The 15,418-nt window shown below is 69.5% G+C and carries 12 protein-coding genes; 11 read left to right on the plus strand and 1 reads right to left on the minus strand.

What is annotated here, in order from left to right:
• The first annotated feature begins 21 nt into the window (after positions 1-21).
• The 3 genes from ACQP2T_RS10930 (at position 22) to ACQP2T_RS10940 (ending at position 4,370) form a co-directional block, all read left to right on the plus strand.
• Positions 22-1,596 carry an ATP-binding protein gene (locus tag ACQP2T_RS10930; RefSeq protein WP_433516035.1) on the plus strand — a complete coding sequence of 525 codons (1,575 nt, stop codon included), beginning with the start codon at positions 22-24 and terminating at the stop codon, positions 1,594-1,596.
• Positions 1,593-2,255 (plus strand): response regulator, encoded by a 663-nt coding sequence (locus ACQP2T_RS10935; RefSeq protein ID WP_358178501.1) that lies wholly within the window; start codon positions 1,593-1,595, stop codon positions 2,253-2,255. The genes ACQP2T_RS10930 and ACQP2T_RS10935 overlap by 4 nt, the downstream gene beginning before the upstream one ends.
• A gap of 384 nt (positions 2,256-2,639) precedes the next feature.
• Complete coding sequence (locus tag ACQP2T_RS10940) at positions 2,640-4,370, plus strand: VanW family protein (RefSeq protein WP_433516036.1); 1,731 nt, start codon at positions 2,640-2,642, stop codon at positions 4,368-4,370.
• A gap of 104 nt (positions 4,371-4,474) precedes the next feature.
• Here ACQP2T_RS10940 and ACQP2T_RS10945 read toward each other — a convergent pair whose 3' ends face one another.
• Positions 4,475-5,551, minus strand: coding sequence for a PQQ-dependent sugar dehydrogenase (locus ACQP2T_RS10945; protein WP_433516037.1), 1,077 nt, complete (start codon positions 5,549-5,551; stop codon positions 4,475-4,477).
• Positions 5,552-5,580: 29 nt separating this feature from the next.
• Here ACQP2T_RS10945 and ACQP2T_RS10950 point away from each other — a divergent pair, with 29 nt between their 5' ends.
• The 8 genes from ACQP2T_RS10950 to ACQP2T_RS10985 all read left to right on the plus strand — a co-directional run bounded on the left by ACQP2T_RS10950 (position 5,581) and on the right by ACQP2T_RS10985 (position 15,393).
• Positions 5,581-6,489 (plus strand): 2-hydroxyacid dehydrogenase, encoded by a 909-nt coding sequence (locus tag ACQP2T_RS10950; RefSeq protein WP_433516038.1) that lies wholly within the window; start codon positions 5,581-5,583, stop codon positions 6,487-6,489.
• A 237-nt stretch (positions 6,490-6,726) separates the two neighbouring features.
• Entirely contained in the window at positions 6,727-9,360 is a 2,634-nt protein-coding gene (locus ACQP2T_RS10955) for a putative bifunctional diguanylate cyclase/phosphodiesterase (RefSeq protein ID WP_433516039.1), read from the plus strand.
• 202 nt (positions 9,361-9,562) lie between these two features.
• Positions 9,563-11,299, plus strand: coding sequence for an acetolactate synthase large subunit (locus ACQP2T_RS10960; RefSeq protein ID WP_433516040.1), 1,737 nt, complete (start codon positions 9,563-9,565; stop codon positions 11,297-11,299).
• A complete protein-coding gene (gene ilvN / locus ACQP2T_RS10965; protein ID WP_433516041.1) occupies positions 11,296-11,820 on the plus strand; it encodes an acetolactate synthase small subunit in 525 nt (174 codons plus the stop codon). Before ACQP2T_RS10960 ends, ilvN begins: the two co-directional genes overlap by 4 nt.
• A gap of 22 nt (positions 11,821-11,842) precedes the next feature.
• Positions 11,843-12,826 (plus strand): ketol-acid reductoisomerase, encoded by a 984-nt coding sequence (gene ilvC, locus ACQP2T_RS10970; RefSeq protein WP_357950756.1) that lies wholly within the window; start codon positions 11,843-11,845, stop codon positions 12,824-12,826.
• Positions 12,827-13,514: 688 nt separating this feature from the next.
• On the plus strand, positions 13,515-13,751 hold the full coding sequence (locus ACQP2T_RS10975) for a hypothetical protein (protein WP_433516042.1): 237 nt from the start codon (positions 13,515-13,517) through the stop codon (positions 13,749-13,751).
• A 163-nt stretch (positions 13,752-13,914) separates the two neighbouring features.
• A complete protein-coding gene (locus ACQP2T_RS10980; protein ID WP_433516043.1) occupies positions 13,915-14,127 on the plus strand; it encodes a hypothetical protein in 213 nt (70 codons plus the stop codon).
• A gap of 78 nt (positions 14,128-14,205) precedes the next feature.
• The gene (locus ACQP2T_RS10985; protein ID WP_433516044.1) at positions 14,206-15,393 is read left to right on the plus strand and encodes a low temperature requirement protein A; all 1,188 of its coding nucleotides are present in this window, start codon (positions 14,206-14,208) and stop codon (positions 15,391-15,393) included.
• The last annotated feature ends 25 nt before the right edge of the window (positions 15,394-15,418 follow it).

A 15,418-nucleotide genomic window follows, 5' to 3' on the forward strand; every position in this document is an offset into this window, starting at 1 on the left:
TCGGCATGTTTCCATGGTGCGGTGAGACGGGTACGTGACGCCTCCCTCGGAACCCAGCTGTTCGTGCTCCAGATGGTCATCGTGCTGCTAGCCGTCGGAGGCACTGGAGGCGTGTGGGCCGAGCACACGCGCGCGCAACTGGACTCGCTGCACCAGCAGCGAGCGCTGGCGATCGCCCAGTCCGTGGCGGGCCTGCCTCAGGTCCGGGCCGCGTTCAACGTCAAGGATCCGCAAAATGTGCTGCAGCCGCTCGCGCTGAGCGTGCAGCAGTCGACCGGCGCCGACTATGTGGTCATCGCCAACCGCGAGCAGACGCGCTACGCCCACCCCAACGCCGCGCTGATCGGCAAGCGGCTGTCCACCGACGGCACCACGGTGCTGAACACCGGCAAGAGCTGGGTCGGCACCGAGACCGGCACGATCGGCACCACGGTCAGAGGCAAGGCGCCGATCTTCGACGAGTACGGCGACGTCATCGGCCTGGTCTCCGTCGGCGTGCTCCAGACCACGGTCACCGGCCAGCTCGCGGGCGCGCTGCCGCCCCTGATATGGACCGCGCTCGCCGTGCTGCTCTCCGGGCTCGCGGCCGCGGCGCTGATCACCGCGCGGGTGCGCCGGCAGACGTTCGGCCTGGAGCCACGCGAGATCGCCGCGCTGCTGGAGCAGCGCGAGGGCGTGTTGCACGGGGTCAAGGAGGGCGTGCTGGCGCTCGACCTCGCGGGCCGGGTGACGCTGGTCAACGACTCCGCCCGCGAACTGCTCGGCGAGGTGGGCGAGGACCTCACCCAGATGCCGGTCTCCGAGCGGATGCGCGACGTGCTCGGCGGCGCCGACCCGGGGGAGGACCGGATCGTGCTGCACGGCGAGCGGGTGCTGGTACTCAACCGCACGCCTGTCTCCGTACGCGGCCAGCACCGCGGCTGGGTGGTCACCCTCAGGGATCGCACCGAGCTGGTCCGGCTGGCGCGCGAGCTGGACGACACCAGCAGTGCCACCGGGGCGCTCAGGGCGCAGGCGCACGAGTTCGCCAACCGCATGCACACCGTCGTCGGCCTGCTCGAACTGGGCGAGCACGAGGCCGCGATCGGTTTCATCACCAGCACCACCCGCGGCACGTACATCACCGACCTGCGCGAGCGCGTCCAATGCCCGACGCTGGCCGCGTTGCTGCTGGCCAAGTCGGCGGAGGCGGCCGAGCGTGGTGTCCTGCTGGTCCTGTCCGAGGACTCCGCCGTGGAGAAGGGCGCGCTCGGCGATCCACAGGACGCGGTCCTGGTGGTCGGCAACCTGGTGGCCAACGCGATCGACGCGCTCGACGGGGCCACGGGCACGATCGAGGTGTCGGTGCTGACCGACGCCGACGGGCTGCACGTCCGGGTCGGGGACTCCGGTCCCGGTATCGCTCCGGACCTGGTCGAAGAGGTGTTCAGGGAGGGGTTCACCACCAAGGCCGCCCATTCGGGGCCACGCGGGCTCGGCCTGGCGCTGACCCGGCAGGCGTGCCTTCGCAGGGGCGGCTGGGTGAAGGTGGGCAACGCGGACGGCGCGGTGTTCACGGCCCTGCTGCCGGCCCCGGTTCGCGAGCGAGTGCGATGAGCGAGATCCGGGTGCTGGTCGTGGACGACGACTTCATGGTGGCGCGCATCCACAGCGGCTACGTGGCGCGGGTGCCCGGCTTCCGGGTGGTGGCCGCCGCGCACACCGGGGCCGCCGCGCTCGCCATGGCCGCCGAGCTCCGGCCCGACCTCGTCCTGCTCGACATCTACCTACCCGACATGTCGGGACTTGAGGTGCTCAAGGCGCTGCAGGACGTGGACGTCCTCATGATCAGCGCCGCCCGCGACGTGTCCACGGTCAGGGAGGCGATGCGCGGCGGCGCGGTCAACTATTTGATCAAGCCGTTCACGGCCGCCGCGCTGACCGAACGGCTCCAGCAGTACGTCGACACCCGCAAGCAGCTCACCGCCATCGGCGCGGAGGCCCGCCAGGACGACGTCGACCGGCTCTTCGGCACGCAGCCCGTCGCGGCGCCGCTGCCCAAGGGCCTGTCGTCGGCGACGTGCGCGCTGGTCGCCGACACCCTCCGGACCTGTGGCCGCGACCTGTCGGCGGCCGAGGCCGCCTCGCTCGCGGGACTGTCCCGCGTCAGTGCCCGCCGCTACCTCGAATACCTGTGTGTCGCCGGGCATGCCGAACTGAGGCCCCGGTACGGTACCGCCGGACGCCCCGAACATCGCTACCGGTGGCTAGGTTGACACACTTCCGTAGTCATTTCTCGTGACATATCCCAATGCGCGTGCCTTACTGTTGCCTGAGAATGTGGCTGCGGAGCGGGAGGAGATTGAGGCGTGCGTAACGCCGGACCGATCGAATCGCCGACCGACCCTTTCGCTTCAGTGCCTCTGCCCATGTCAGGCGGTAGCAAGAAGCCACGGGTCGAGGGCTTGCCCCCGGGAGTTTCCCGTGACATCTTCGGGCCGCCCAATCAGCCGGAACCCCGGCCGGCGACTCCGAGCGTTGCGAACGGGTCCAACGGGCAGAACGGCCAGAATGGCCAGAACGGCAGCGGTGCTCTGCCGCCGGTGGCGCCTCCGCCCCAGCCGTGGCCGGTGAACGAGGGGCGCCAGCCTCCCGCCCCCGTGTTCGGTGTTTCCGGCTCCGAGCGGCTGCCCGCCTTCATCGACCCCGAGCCGCCCCGCCGCCGTCGCCTCCTGCCCGCGTTGGTGCTGCTCGTGGTGATCCTGGCCGTGCTGGCGTACCTGGTACCGGCCGTACTCATGTCGGGGTCCGTACTGCGGGGCACGCGCGTGGCCGGGGTGGACATCGGCGGGCTCACCGTGACGCAGGCGGCGGACAAGCTCCGCACCGAGCTCGCGGCCAAGCTGAACAAGCCCGTCGTCGTCGACATCGCCGGCCGCAAGGAGACCATCCAGGCCGACGAGGCCGGCCTTGAGCTCGACGTGGTGAGCACGATCGGGCAGGCGCCCAGCGGCTTCCCCGGCCCGGTCGAGGTGTGGAAGGGGCTCACCGGCACCACCGAGCTCCAGCCGAAGATGACCATCGACGCCTCCCAGCTGTCCAGGACCGTCGAGGGCCTGGCGGAGACCTACGACAAGAAGCCGCGCGACGGCCGGGTGGCCTTCAAGAACGGGCAGCCGGTGTCGTCGGAGCCGCGCGACGGCGTGGTGATCGACCGGCCCGACGCCGTCCGCGTGATCACCGACGCCTTCCTGCGCGGTCGCGACTCCGCCGTCCTCACCCTCAGGCCCGCCAAGCCCGACACCACGCCGACCGCCCTCAAGCAGGCCGAGGCCGCCGCCAAGCGGGCCGTCGCCGCGCCTCTCACGCTGAAGCTCGGCGCCAAGCAGGCCCAGCTGCTCCCGGCCGTGATCGCCGCCAACCTGACCTTCGTCTCCGACGACGAGGGCGGCCTGACCCCGCAGTTCAACGCCGCGGCGGCGCTCTCCTCGGTGGAGAGCAAGCTCGTCGACGCGGCGCAGGCGCCGCAGGACGCCACCTACCAGATCGTCAACGGCAAGCCGGTGCTGGTCCCCGCACGCCGTGGCAGGGGGATCGACGCCAAACAGCTGGCCCGCGACGTGGCCAAGGTGGTCAGCGGCAACGGCGCGCGGATCATCCCCGTGACCCTGTCGGTGGTCCCGCCGAAGGTGACCACCGAAGAGGTGACGGGGCTCGGCATCAAGACGAACGTCGCCGAGTTCACCACGACCTTCGACTGCTGCCTGCCCCGCGTGACGAACATCCAGCGGATGGCGGCCCAGGTCGACGGCTACCTGGTGAAGCCGGGGGAGACGTTCTCGCTCAACGAGGTCGTGGGCGAGCGCACCGTCGAGGGCGGCTACGTCCAGGCGGGGCAGATCGTCGGCGGCCGGATGGTGCCCATCGTCGGCGGCGGGGTCTCGCAGTTCGCCACCACGATGTACAACGCGGCCTTCTTCGGCGGGTTCGACGACGTCTCGCACACGGCGATGGACTACCACGCCGCCCGCTACCCGGCCGGTCGTGACGCCGCCCTGCTGTACCCGGACCTGGACCTCAAGTGGCGCAACGACTCCGACTTCGGCGTGCTGATCAAGACGGTGTCGACCGGGACCTCGGTCTCCGTGCAGCTGTGGAGCACCAAGCGGTACGACAAGATCGACGCTGTCGAGTCGGAGAAGCGGGACTTCACCCCGTTCCGTCGTGAGACCAGCACCGCCCCCGGGTGCATGGCCACGGTCGGGGAGCAGGGGTTCACGATCGACGTGACCCGCGTGTTCGTCAAGGACGGCAAGGAAGTCAAGCGGGACAAGAAGCTGTCCACGAAGTACCGGCCGCAGGCACAGACCACGTGCGTCGCTGGTAACTAGGTCCCTCGGTGGTTCGTGACACGACCGTCGTGGCTGGTGTCCTTTTGGGGGGAAACCCCCTTCGGGGGAGCGGATGAAGGCGGTTCGTCGTGGGAGCCTGGCGGCTAGGAGCGGCTTGGGTTCACGGACAGGATGCGGTCGTCGCCGTCCCTGGGGTCACCACGGCCGTCCTTGTTGCTGGTGGACAGCCACAGCATGCCGTCAGGAGCCGTGGCCAGGCCGCGGAGCCGGCCGTACGTGTCGGTGAAGTGGGCGACCGGCGCCCCGGCCGAGCCGTCCTGACCGAGGGGGATCTGCCACAGGCGCTCCCCGCGCAGCGCGGCCACCCAGAGGGAGCCCGCCGCGTAGGCCGCGCCGGACGGTGAGGCCTCCGACGTGGGCCAGGTGATGATCGGGTTGACGAACCTCGGGTCGTCGCCCTTGCCCTCCACCTCGGGCCAGCCGTAGTTGGCGCCCGGCTTGATGAGGTTGACCTCGTCGAAGGCGTTCTGGCCGAACTCCGAGGCGTACAACCGGCCCGCCGGGTCCCAGGCCAGGCCCTGGACGTTGCGGTGGCCGAGGCTGTAGACCAGCGTGCCGAACGGGTTGCCGGGCGCGGGGGCGCCGTCCACCGTCATGCGCAGGATCTTGCCGCCGAGGGAGTCGCGCCGCTGGGCGAGCTGCCGGTCGCCCGTCTCGCCCGTGGTGGCGTACAGGAAGCCGTCGGGCCCGAACGCCAGCCGGCCGCCGTTGTGGATGGCGCCCTTGGGGATGCCCCGCAAGATTACTTTCGGGTCGGACACCTTCGGGTCGGACACGGTGTCGCCGGTGAACCGGTAGCGGACGATCCGGTTGTCGTCGGCGGCGGTGAAGTAGACGAAGACCTGATCCCCCTTGACCGCCACGCCCATCAGCCCGCCCTCGCCATCGGGGGTGACCCCGGCGATGCGGCCCACCTCGGTGACCTTGCCGGCCCGCGTCACGCGCAGCAGTCTGGCCGTGTCGCGCTCGGTCACCAGCGCGTCGCCGCCGGGGACGAAGGCGATCCCCCACGGCACCGCCAGATCACGCGCCACCGTCTTCGGCTCACCGGGCGGCGGCGCGGCGGCGACGGCCGCGTCCGGCACCGCCCCTCCGGCGCTGGAGCAGGCGGTCAACATAGCGAGCAGCATCAGAGTCATGAGCTTTCCCATGTGTTCCATACTTCCTCCCTGGCCGTAAGGTTCTCGGCATGAAGATCTGGGTCCCGTCTGATGCCGTTGCCGGGGTTTTGACCGATCTGCCCGGGGTGGAATGCGATATTTATGACGGTACGGGGCCAGTTCCCGATGGCGTAGGTCAGGTGGAGGTGTGGATCCCGCCGCTGATCACCGTTCCGGACGTGCCGGGCCTGCTGGCCGCGATGACCTCGCTGCGTCTCGTACAGACCGTGAGCGCGGGCGTGGAACCGTACCGGCCCCACATGCCGGACGGCGCGGTGCTGTGCAACGCGCGCGGCGTGCACGACGCCGGGACCGCCGAGTGGGCGGTGGGCGCGATGATCGCGGTGCTGCGGGAGTTCCCGGGGTTCGTCGACGCGCAGCGTCAGGGGGAGTGGACCTACCACCATACGGACGTACTGGCCGATTCCACCGTGCTGATCGTGGGCTACGGCTCCATCGGCGCGGCGCTGGAGCGGCGGCTCGGCGGCTTCGAGGTCGAGGTCGTCCGGGTGGCCAGGAGCGCGCGTGACGGCGTGCACCCCCTGGACGAGCTGCCCGCGCTGCTGCCGGACGCCGACGTCGTGGTGTTGCTCGTGCCCGCCACGCCGGAGACCGCCGGGATGGTCGACGCCGGGTTCCTGGCCCGGATGAAGGACGGCGCGGTGCTGGTCAACGCGGCGCGCGGCGGCGTCGTCGACACCGACGCCCTCGTCGCGGAGCTGAAGACCGGCCGGCTGCGGGCGGCCCTGGACGTGACCGCCCCCGAACCCCTTCCGGCGGGCCATCCCCTGTGGAGCGCGCCCGGCTTGCTGATCACCCCGCACATCGCGGGCAGCACCCCCGCGTCCGGGCGGCGCATGCTGCGCCTGATGCGCTCGCAGCTCCTCCGCTACCTGTCCGGTGAGCAGCTGAACAACATCATCACCGACACGTATTGAGAGGATTCCGGAACGTGGCTGGCCCGTGACCTTCGGTGCGTACGGTTGCCTCTAACTGAGGATTCCTGACTCACTGTCAAGTGAATCTTCGGGGCAATTGGTCTGTGTGGTTATCAGATCGGTGACGACATCGCTGTTGTCACCACCCGCACACCCGCAAACGCACACACTGGCGATGTGATCGACCGGACTTCGGCGATCACTGGACAGTGTTCGAGACGGGATGGGCTAACGACTGTGATCCGCTGGCGTGATCCACGGGCACCGCTGACCGCCGCGGCGGCGTTCGGTGCGGCGGGGTTCGCGGCTGCGCTCCTTGCGGGCGGCCCGGCTCTGCTCACCGGCGCGATCTCCGGACTCCTCGCGGCGCTGCTCGCCGCAATCTCCCTGCTCGTCGCCTCGGTCAAACTGGACGAGCACCGCTCGACCGCGATGGGCGCCCGCTGGATGGGCAGTGGCGCCATCGTCTGGGCCGCCGGGGTCGGGGTGCGTCCGATCGCCGACACCTCCAGCGTCGCGGTGAGTTTCGCGGACCTGCTCGTGCTGCTCGGCGTGGTGCTCACCGCGGGCGGCGTCCTCATCGCGGCCCGGCGCAGGCTGCCCGCCGCCGTGGTGCTGCGCCACGTCACCGGCGCCTACCTGTGCGCCGCCTCACTCTTCGTGATCGCCTGGGTGGTGGCGCTGCGGCAGGTCTACGCCGAGGCCGCCGACCCGGCGATGTTCACCTTCGCCATGGTGCCACCGATGATCGCGCTGCTGGTGACCTGCGCCGTGATCCCCTCCGTGATCACCAGCAGGACCGCGGCCTGGCCCCTCGGGCTCGCCGGCACCGGCGTGCTCGCCACCATCTCGGTCGCCGGGGTGGCGACCGCGACCGCGCGCCTCACCGGCGGTGTGCCGCCGACGTGGAGCATCATGATCGCGCCCGTGGCGTTCCTGCTCCTGGCCGCCGTGCCCTGGGGGCCGCGCCCCGCCGAGCCGCAGACCCGCGCGAGCGGCAGCGGTATCGGCAACCTGATCGCGACGGTGCCGATGGCGCTGGTCGCGGTCGCGACCTGCACGCTGCTCGTGCACCTGGTGGGCGGCCAGCCGCAGACGCCGGTCACCGGCGTCGTCGTGCTCATCGCCTCGGTGGTCCTGCTGCTGGTCGTACGCCTGTTCGTGCTCGCCGCCGCCAACGTCCGGCTGCGCAGGAAGGTCTCGCTCGGCGACCGGCAGCTCCGGGAGCTGGCCGAGAGCACCGGCGACGTGGTGTTCATCTGCGACTACGACGGCCTCATGTACGAGATCGGCGCCGGGATGCAGGTGACCTACGGCTACCGCCCCGAGGATCTCGTCGGCGGGTCGATCTTCGACTACATCCACCCCGAAGACGTCCCCGGCATCCAGGCCGCGCTGAACGCGATGGGCCTCGACGACGAGGGCGCCACGTCCGGCGCCTGTCTGATCGCCTGCCGCGTGCGCGCGGCCGACGGCACCTGGCGGCCCACCGAGTCCGTCGCCACCCGCCACGTGGGCGGTGAGGACCAGCTGCTGGTGACCACCCGGGACGTGAGCGACGAGGAGGCCCTGCGCAACCAGGTCGCTCACCTGACCTTCCACGACGGCGTCACCGGGCTGCCCAACCGCTCCTACTTCGAGGAGCGCACGCGCGAGGTGCTGTCCGGCCGGATGTCCGGCCACGTGGCGGTGATCTTCCTCGACCTTGACGGGTTCACCTCGGTCAACGACTCCGTCGGCCATGCCAGCGGCGACTACCTGCTCGGGCAGGCCGCGCGCAGGCTGCGCGGGGCCGTACGCCCCGACGACACGCTCGCCCGGTGGGGCGGCGACGAGTTCGCGGTGCTGCTGGAGACCGGCGGTGAGGCGCAACTGGCGGTCGACCTGGCCGAGCGGTTGGTCAGGGCGGTCTCGCAGGAGCCGTTCCGGGTGGCCGACCGCGACGTGGCGCTGACCGCGAGCGTGGGGGTGGCCTTCGTCGAGGAGGACATGCCCTCCGGCGATCTCATCCGCAACGCCGACGTGGCCATGGCCAGGGCCAAGGAGCTGGGCGGGCGCCGGGTGGAGGTGTTCGCCGCGCAGATGCACGCCGACGTGGTACGCAGGCTGGAGCTGGCGGCCGACCTGCAGCGGGCGCTGATCGAGCACCAGTTCGCCATCGAATACCAGCCGGTCGTCGACCTGGCCACCTCCCGGGTGACCGCGGTGGAGGCGCTGGTGCGGTGGTGGCGCGGCTCGGAGTTCGTCCCGCCGGACCAGTTCCTCGGCCCGGCCGAGGACACCGGCCTGATCGTGCCGCTGGGCGAGTGGATCCTGCACGAGGCGTGCCGCGAGGTGGCCGCCTGGCGGGCCTCCTCCTGGGACATCGGGCTGTCGCTCAACCTGTCGGCCCGCCAGATCACCGCGCCGCGCTTCGTCGAGACGGTCGAGGAGGCGCTCGCCGAGAGTGGGCTGCCCGCCTCCGCCCTCACCCTTGAGGTGATCGAGGAGATGCTCGTCGAGGACGCCGAGGAGACGGTCAAGCGGCTGTCCGAGCTGCGCGCCCTGGGCGTACGCCTGGCCATCGACGACTTCGGCACCGGCTACGCCTCGCTGGCCTTCCTCAGGCAGCTCCCGGTCGACATGATCAAGATCGACCCGTCGTTCGTGTCCGGGCTGGGCCGCGACGAGACCCTGACCCTGCTCACCCGCACGATCGTCCGGCTCGGCCACGACCTGGGCCTCATCGTGGTGGCCGAGGGCATCGAACGCCCCGAGCAGCTCGAACTCCTGCGGGAAATGGGCTGCACCAGGGGCCAGGGTTTCCTGGTTGCACGCCCGATGGCGGCTCGCGGAGTGGACTCACTGATGAGGACCAGTCTCACGGTTTGAGACATCTGTCCCAAGAAGTTGACATCAGGGCCCGCACAGGGGCTAAGGTGTGGCCATGCTTCGCAGTGAGATTCTCGTAGTACTTCGCCGGCGCGCAGGCCGATAGCGAAGCACTACCGCCTGCGCGCCGCCCCACTACCACCCTCGGGTGGATGGGGCATTTTTTATGTCCTTAAGGTGTAGCCACGCAAGGAACGAGCCGATGACCGAACGGATGACAGGTGCACAGGCCCTGGTCAGGGCGCTGGAGCACGTGGGAGTCGACACTGTGTTCGGGATCCCCGGCGGCGCCATCCTGCCCGCCTACGATCCCCTGTACGACTCGACCAAGGTCCGGCACGTGCTCGTACGGCACGAGCAGGGCGCGGGCCACGCGGCCGAGGGATACGCGCAGGCCACGGGCCGGGTCGGGGTCTGCATGGCGACCAGCGGACCGGGTGCGACGAACCTGGTCACGCCCATCGCCGACGCCTACATGGACTCGGTGCCGATCGTGGCGATCACCGGCCAGGTGGCCAGCGGGGCGATCGGCACGGACGCCTTCCAGGAAGCCGACATCTCCGGCATCACCATGCCGATCACCAAGCACAACTTCCTGGTCACCGATCCGCAGGACATCCCCCGCACGATCGTGGAGGCCTTCCACATCGCCTCCACGGGCCGTCCCGGTCCGGTGCTGGTCGACATCTCCAAGGACGCGCTGCAGGCCGACGCCACGTTCAGCTGGCCGCCGACCATGCAGCTGCCCGGCTACCGCCCGGTGACCAGGCCGCACTCCAAGCAGATCCGCGAGGCCGCGAAGCTGATCGCCGAGGCCAAGCGCCCGGTGCTCTACGTGGGCGGCGGAGTGCACAAGGCAGGCGCCGCGCCCGAGCTGCTCCAGCTGGCCGAGCTCACCAACATCCCGGTCGTCACCACGTTGATGGCGCGCGGCACGTTCCCCGACAGCCATCCCCAGCACATGGGCATGCCGGGCATGCACGGCAGTGTCACGGCCGTCGGCGCACTGCAGAAGTCCGACCTGCTCATCGGCCTGGGCGTGCGCTTCGACGACCGGGTGACCGGCCAGCTCTCGACGTTCGCGCCGAACGCCAAGGTCGTGCACGCCGACATCGACCCGGCGGAGATCTCCAAGAACCGTCACGCCGACGTGCCGATCGTGGGCGACTGCAAGGAGGTCATCACCGACCTGCTCGCCGTCATCGAGGCCGCCGGGCAGGAGGGTGACTACGCCGACTGGTGGAAGCTGCTCAACGGCATGAAGGAGACCTACCCGCTCGGCTACGACGAGTTCGAGGACGGGTCGCTGGCCCCCCAGTACGTCATGCAGCGGCTCAGCGCCATCGCCGGGCCCGACACCTACTACGTGGCGGGCGTGGGGCAGCACCAGATGTGGGCCTCGCAGTTCATCGACTACGAGAACCCGGGCACGTTCATCAACTCCGGCGGCCTCGGCACGATGGGCTTCGCCGTCCCGGCCGCCATGGGCGCCAAGATGGGGCGGCCGGAGAGCACCGTGTGGGCCATCGACGGCGACGGCTGCTTCCAGATGACCAACCAGGAGCTCGCCACGTGCGCCGTCGAGGGCGTGCCGGTCAAGATCGCGATCATCAACAACGGTAACCTCGGCATGATCCGCCAATGGCAGACGCTCTTCTACGACCAGCGCTACTCCAACTCCGACCTCCAGACGACACGCCGGATCCCCGACTTCGTCAAACTGGCGGAGGCCTATGGTTGTGTCGGGCTGCGGTGCGAGCGGCCGGAAGACGTCGACGCGACCATCAAGAAGGCCATGGAGATCAACGACGTGCCCGTCGTGGTCGACTTCGTGGTCCACCAGGACGCGATGGTCTGGCCGATGGTCGCGGCGGGCACGAGCAACGACAGCATCAAGATCGCCCGTGACATGGCGCCGAAGTGGGAGAGCGAAGAATGACCAGGCATACGCTTTCTGTGCTTGTCGAGAACAAGCCGGGCGTGCTCGCGCGCGTGTCCGCGCTGTTCAGCAGGCGTGGCTTCAACATCGACTCGCTGGCCGTCGGGCAGACCGAGCACGACGACATCTCACGCATGACCATCGTCGTGAGCGTCGAGGAGCTGCCACTGGAGCAGGTCACCAAGCAGCTCAACAAGCTGGTGAACGTGCTCAAGATCGTCGAGCTCGACCCGGGCCAGTCCGTGCAGCGCGAGCTCATGCTGGTCAAGGTCAAGGCCGACGCCGACAGCCGCTCGCACGTGCTGGAGCTCGTCCAGCTCTTCCGCGCCCGCTGCATCGACGTGGCGGCCGACGCCGTGACCATCGAGGTCACCGGAACTCCGGACAAGCTCGAGGCCTTCGTCAAGGTACTCGAACCGTTCGGGATCAAGGAGCTCGTCCAATCGGGCATGGTGGCCATCGGCCGCGGCGCCCGTTCCATCACCGACCGGTCCCTCAGGGCACTGGACCGTACCGCCTGAAAGGTTTATGCAAGTGACCGAGATTTACTACGACGACCAGGCCGACCTCTCGATCATCCAGGGGCGTCACGTGGCCGTGCTGGGGTACGGCAGCCAGGGCCACGCCCACGCGCTCTCCCTGCGTGACTCGGGTGTCGACGTGCGCGTCGGCCTGCCGGAGGGCTCCAAGAGCCGGGAGAAGGCCGAGAACGACGGCCTGCGCGTCCTGACGCCTTCGGAGGCGGTCGAGGAGGCGAACCTCACGATGATCCTGGCGCCGGACCACATCCAGCGCCACCTGTACGCCGAGCACGTCGCGCCGAACCTGGTCGAGGGCGACGCGCTGTTCTTCGGCCACGGCCTGAACATCCGCTACGGCCTCATCGAGGCTCCCGAGGGCGTCGACGTCTGCATGGTCGCCCCCAAGGGTCCGGGTCACCTGGTGCGCCGCCAGTTCGAGGCCGGGCGCGGTGTGCCGGTGCTGGTGGCGGTGGAGAAGGACGCCTCGGGCAAGGCGCTCGACCTCGCCCTGTCGTATGCCAAGGGCATCGGTGGCACCCGGGCCGGGGCGCTGCGCACCACGTTCACCGAGGAGACCGAGACCGACCTGTTCGGTGAGCAGGCCGTGCTGTGCGGTGGCGTGTCGGAGCTGATCAAGGCCGGGTTCGAGACGCTGATCGAGGCGGGCTACCAGCCTGAGGTGGCCTACTTCGAGTGCCTGCACGAGATGAAGCTGATCGTCGACCTCATGTACGAGGGCGGCATCTCGAAGATGTACTGGTCGGTGTCGGACACGGCGGAGTACGGCGGCTACACCCGTGGCCCGCGTGTCATCACCGACGAGACCCGCGCCGAGATGCGCCGGATCCTGGGCGAGATCCAGGACGGCACGTTCGCCCGGCAGTTGGTGGAGGAGTTCGACGGCGGCCAGAAGGAGTTCACGCGGCACCGCGAGGAGCTGGCCGAGAACCCGATCGAGAAGACCGGCGCCAAGCTGCGCCCGATGATGAGCTGGCTCAAGGCATAACCAAAGGGCCTCGCTACGCTCGGGCTGTGCTTTCTTTGGGGCTACAGGCGAGGTCCTCGTTTCGGGGGCTTCGCCCAATGGCTCGGGCTGTGTTTTGTGGGGGGCTCGGCGCCCCCCACACCCCCACAAGGGCGTGGTCCTCGCTACGCTCGGGCGTTTGCCCGAGGCGAGGGCTGCGCCCTCGCGCTGTCGCGAGGTGCGGCTGTTTGGGCCTTCATCCTGGCCGAGCCGATGACGTCCCTCGCGTGTGTCGGGCGACACGTACCGAGTTCGGTACCCCCAAAGGGGTTCATCGCATCCACCCGGACGCGACGGCCAACGACCATTGGGCCATTGGGGCGTGGCTTCTCCTCGGCCGGCGAGGTCGCCCTCTTCCCATCCACCCGGACGCGACGGCCAACGACCATTGGGCCATTGGGGCGTGGCTTCTCCTCGGCCGGCGAGGTCGCCCTCTTCCCACTGGCTGTCGCCGCCTTGGCCGCCGTCACTCGTTCGCGCTGAGCGAGCACGGCCGGAAGCGGGAGGGCGGGCGTGGTCGACGCCAAGCAGGAAAGCGCGCTGGCCTTCGCGCATCAGTGAGGCGGACGAGTGTGTGGCTCGGCCTGTGCTTTGCCGGAAGTTCTTGAGAAGAGATACGGAAGCCTTCCCTGCGACGCTCTTCTGGTAACCGAGCGAGAGCAGGTGCTCCATGCGGAACAAGGTCATGAGCGTGGTGGTCTCAGCGGCCGCCCTGACGATGGCGGCGACACTCTGCACCAGCGTGTCCGCGAGCGCGGATGTCGCCACGACCAAGAAGGCCCACATCATCAGCACCCACAGGACCCTCAAGGAGTGCGAGAAGGCGGGCAAAAGGTACTCCGGAGACGGCGAATACTGGGACTGCCTGTGGGACAGCCCGTTCTGGGCGCTCTGGGCCACGATCTAACGCAACCGCCGGACCTTCCTTTGTGTCATGCGGGAACGGTCGTCTGCAAGGGCGATAGCTGCTGATATTGACTAGATCACTTGATATGTCTTGCCGCTCACCCGGCTCGTTCGCCACTGCGATGATCTCTGTGCATTGCCCCAGTGGTGAAAGGGAGTCAAGAATGCGTGTACGGACAGCGGTAGCGGGCGCGGGAATCGCCGTCCTGGCGGTCCTGGGGCTCGGCCTGCCGGCCCAGGCGGCCAGCTGGCAGCCCTACGGGGTCTACGGCAGCATGCGGGCCTGCGTCGACGCGGGTCAGCAGTACGTGCGCGAGAACTTCAACGCGTACAAGTGCACCGACGTGCCCACCGGTTACATGCTCTGGCTCAAGTAGTCCCGCTGCCGGTCCCCACTCGCCGGGGACCGGCAGCCGCCGGTCAACAAGGCAGGCGCAGGTCAATAGGGTAGGCACATGTCGCCGCTCCGGACCCGCATGGCCGCTCGCGACCTGACCGAGCCGCATCGTGTCTCGAGCCCGCTCGAGCTGCTCTTCGATCTCACCTTCGTCGCCGCGGTGTCCCAGATCGTGGGCCGGCTCGCCCACGCCACCGAGCAGGGGCACGGCCTCGAAGCGGTCGGGCCCTTCCTCATGGTCTTCTTCGCCATCTGGTGGGCGTGGATGAACTTCACCTGGTTCGCCTCCGCGTACGACACCGACGACGTTCCGTACCGCGTCATGACGCTCCTGCAGATGGCCGGCGTGCTGGTGCTCGCGGCCGGGGTGCCCGCGGCGTTCGAGGGCGACTTCACCGTCGTGACGATCGGCTACCTCGTCATGCGCGTTGGGCTCGTGAGCCTGTGGCTGCGCGCGGCGGTCGCGCACCCCGAGGGACGGGCGACGGCGCTGCGCTACGCGATCGGCATCTCGTTCGTTCAAGTGCTCTGGGTGTCCAAGCTCGCGCTACCGGGGGGCGGGCCGGTCTGGTTGTTCATCGTGTGCGCGGTCCTCGACCTCTCGGTGCCGCCGATCGCGGAGCGTACGGGCTCGACGAGCTGGCACCCGCACCACATCGCCGAGCGCTACGGGCTGTTCACCATCATTCTGCTCGGCGAGAGCGTGCTCGCGGCGACGAACGCGGTGCAGGGCGCGGTCGCCCACGGGCTGAGCGTCGATCTCGTCGTCATCGCGATGACCGGCCTGGTCATCCTTTTCGCGCTGTGGTGGATCTACTTCTCCGAGCCGGCCGGCGACGGGCTTGAGGAGCGACGGGAACAGTCCTTCGTCTGGGGATACGGGCACTACCTGATCTTCGCGGCGCTCGCCGCGCTCGGCGCTGGGCTTGAGGTCGCGGTGGCGTCGGCAGGGGAGGGGGAGCACCACATCGCGGCGGATGCGCGGGCGGTGGTGGCCTCGGTCGCCATCCCGGTCGTCGTCATGCTCGTCCTGCTGTGGACTCTGCATGCCCCCCTGGTGAGCAGGACCGTCGTGCGGCCGGAGGCGATCGGCGTGGCGGCGGTGCTCGTGGTCCTCACCGTGTTCGCCGCGCCCAGTGTGGGGGTGGCCGCCGGGCTCACCGTCATCGCCGCGGTGCTCGTGCTTCTGCTCGTGACGACACTCGCGCGCGAGGGACGCCGGTCGCTTCCCGCGCCGCCGACTTAGCGCGTGTCCGTGCCGTGCCCCAGCT

Source organism: Nonomuraea sp. CA-143628 (genome assembly GCF_050942315.1).
In the GTDB taxonomy this organism is placed as follows: domain Bacteria; phylum Actinomycetota; class Actinomycetes; order Streptosporangiales; family Streptosporangiaceae; genus Nonomuraea.

Coding starts and splice junctions, on each gene's coding strand:
- ACQP2T_RS10935 (WP_358178501.1), top strand. CDS start 1,593: ATGAGCGAGATCCGGGTGCTGGTCGTGGACGACGACTTCATGGTGGCG.
- ACQP2T_RS10945 (WP_433516037.1), bottom strand. CDS start 5,551: ATGGAACACATGGGAAAGCTCATGACTCTGATGCTGCTCGCTATGTTG.
- ACQP2T_RS10950 (WP_433516038.1), top strand. CDS start 5,581: ATGAAGATCTGGGTCCCGTCTGATGCCGTTGCCGGGGTTTTGACCGAT.
- ACQP2T_RS10960 (WP_433516040.1), top strand. CDS start 9,563: ATGACCGAACGGATGACAGGTGCACAGGCCCTGGTCAGGGCGCTGGAG.
- ilvN (WP_433516041.1), top strand. CDS start 11,296: ATGACCAGGCATACGCTTTCTGTGCTTGTCGAGAACAAGCCGGGCGTG.
- ACQP2T_RS10975 (WP_433516042.1), top strand. CDS start 13,515: ATGCGGAACAAGGTCATGAGCGTGGTGGTCTCAGCGGCCGCCCTGACG.
- ACQP2T_RS10980 (WP_433516043.1), top strand. CDS start 13,915: ATGCGTGTACGGACAGCGGTAGCGGGCGCGGGAATCGCCGTCCTGGCG.
- ACQP2T_RS10985 (WP_433516044.1), top strand. CDS start 14,206: ATGTCGCCGCTCCGGACCCGCATGGCCGCTCGCGACCTGACCGAGCCG.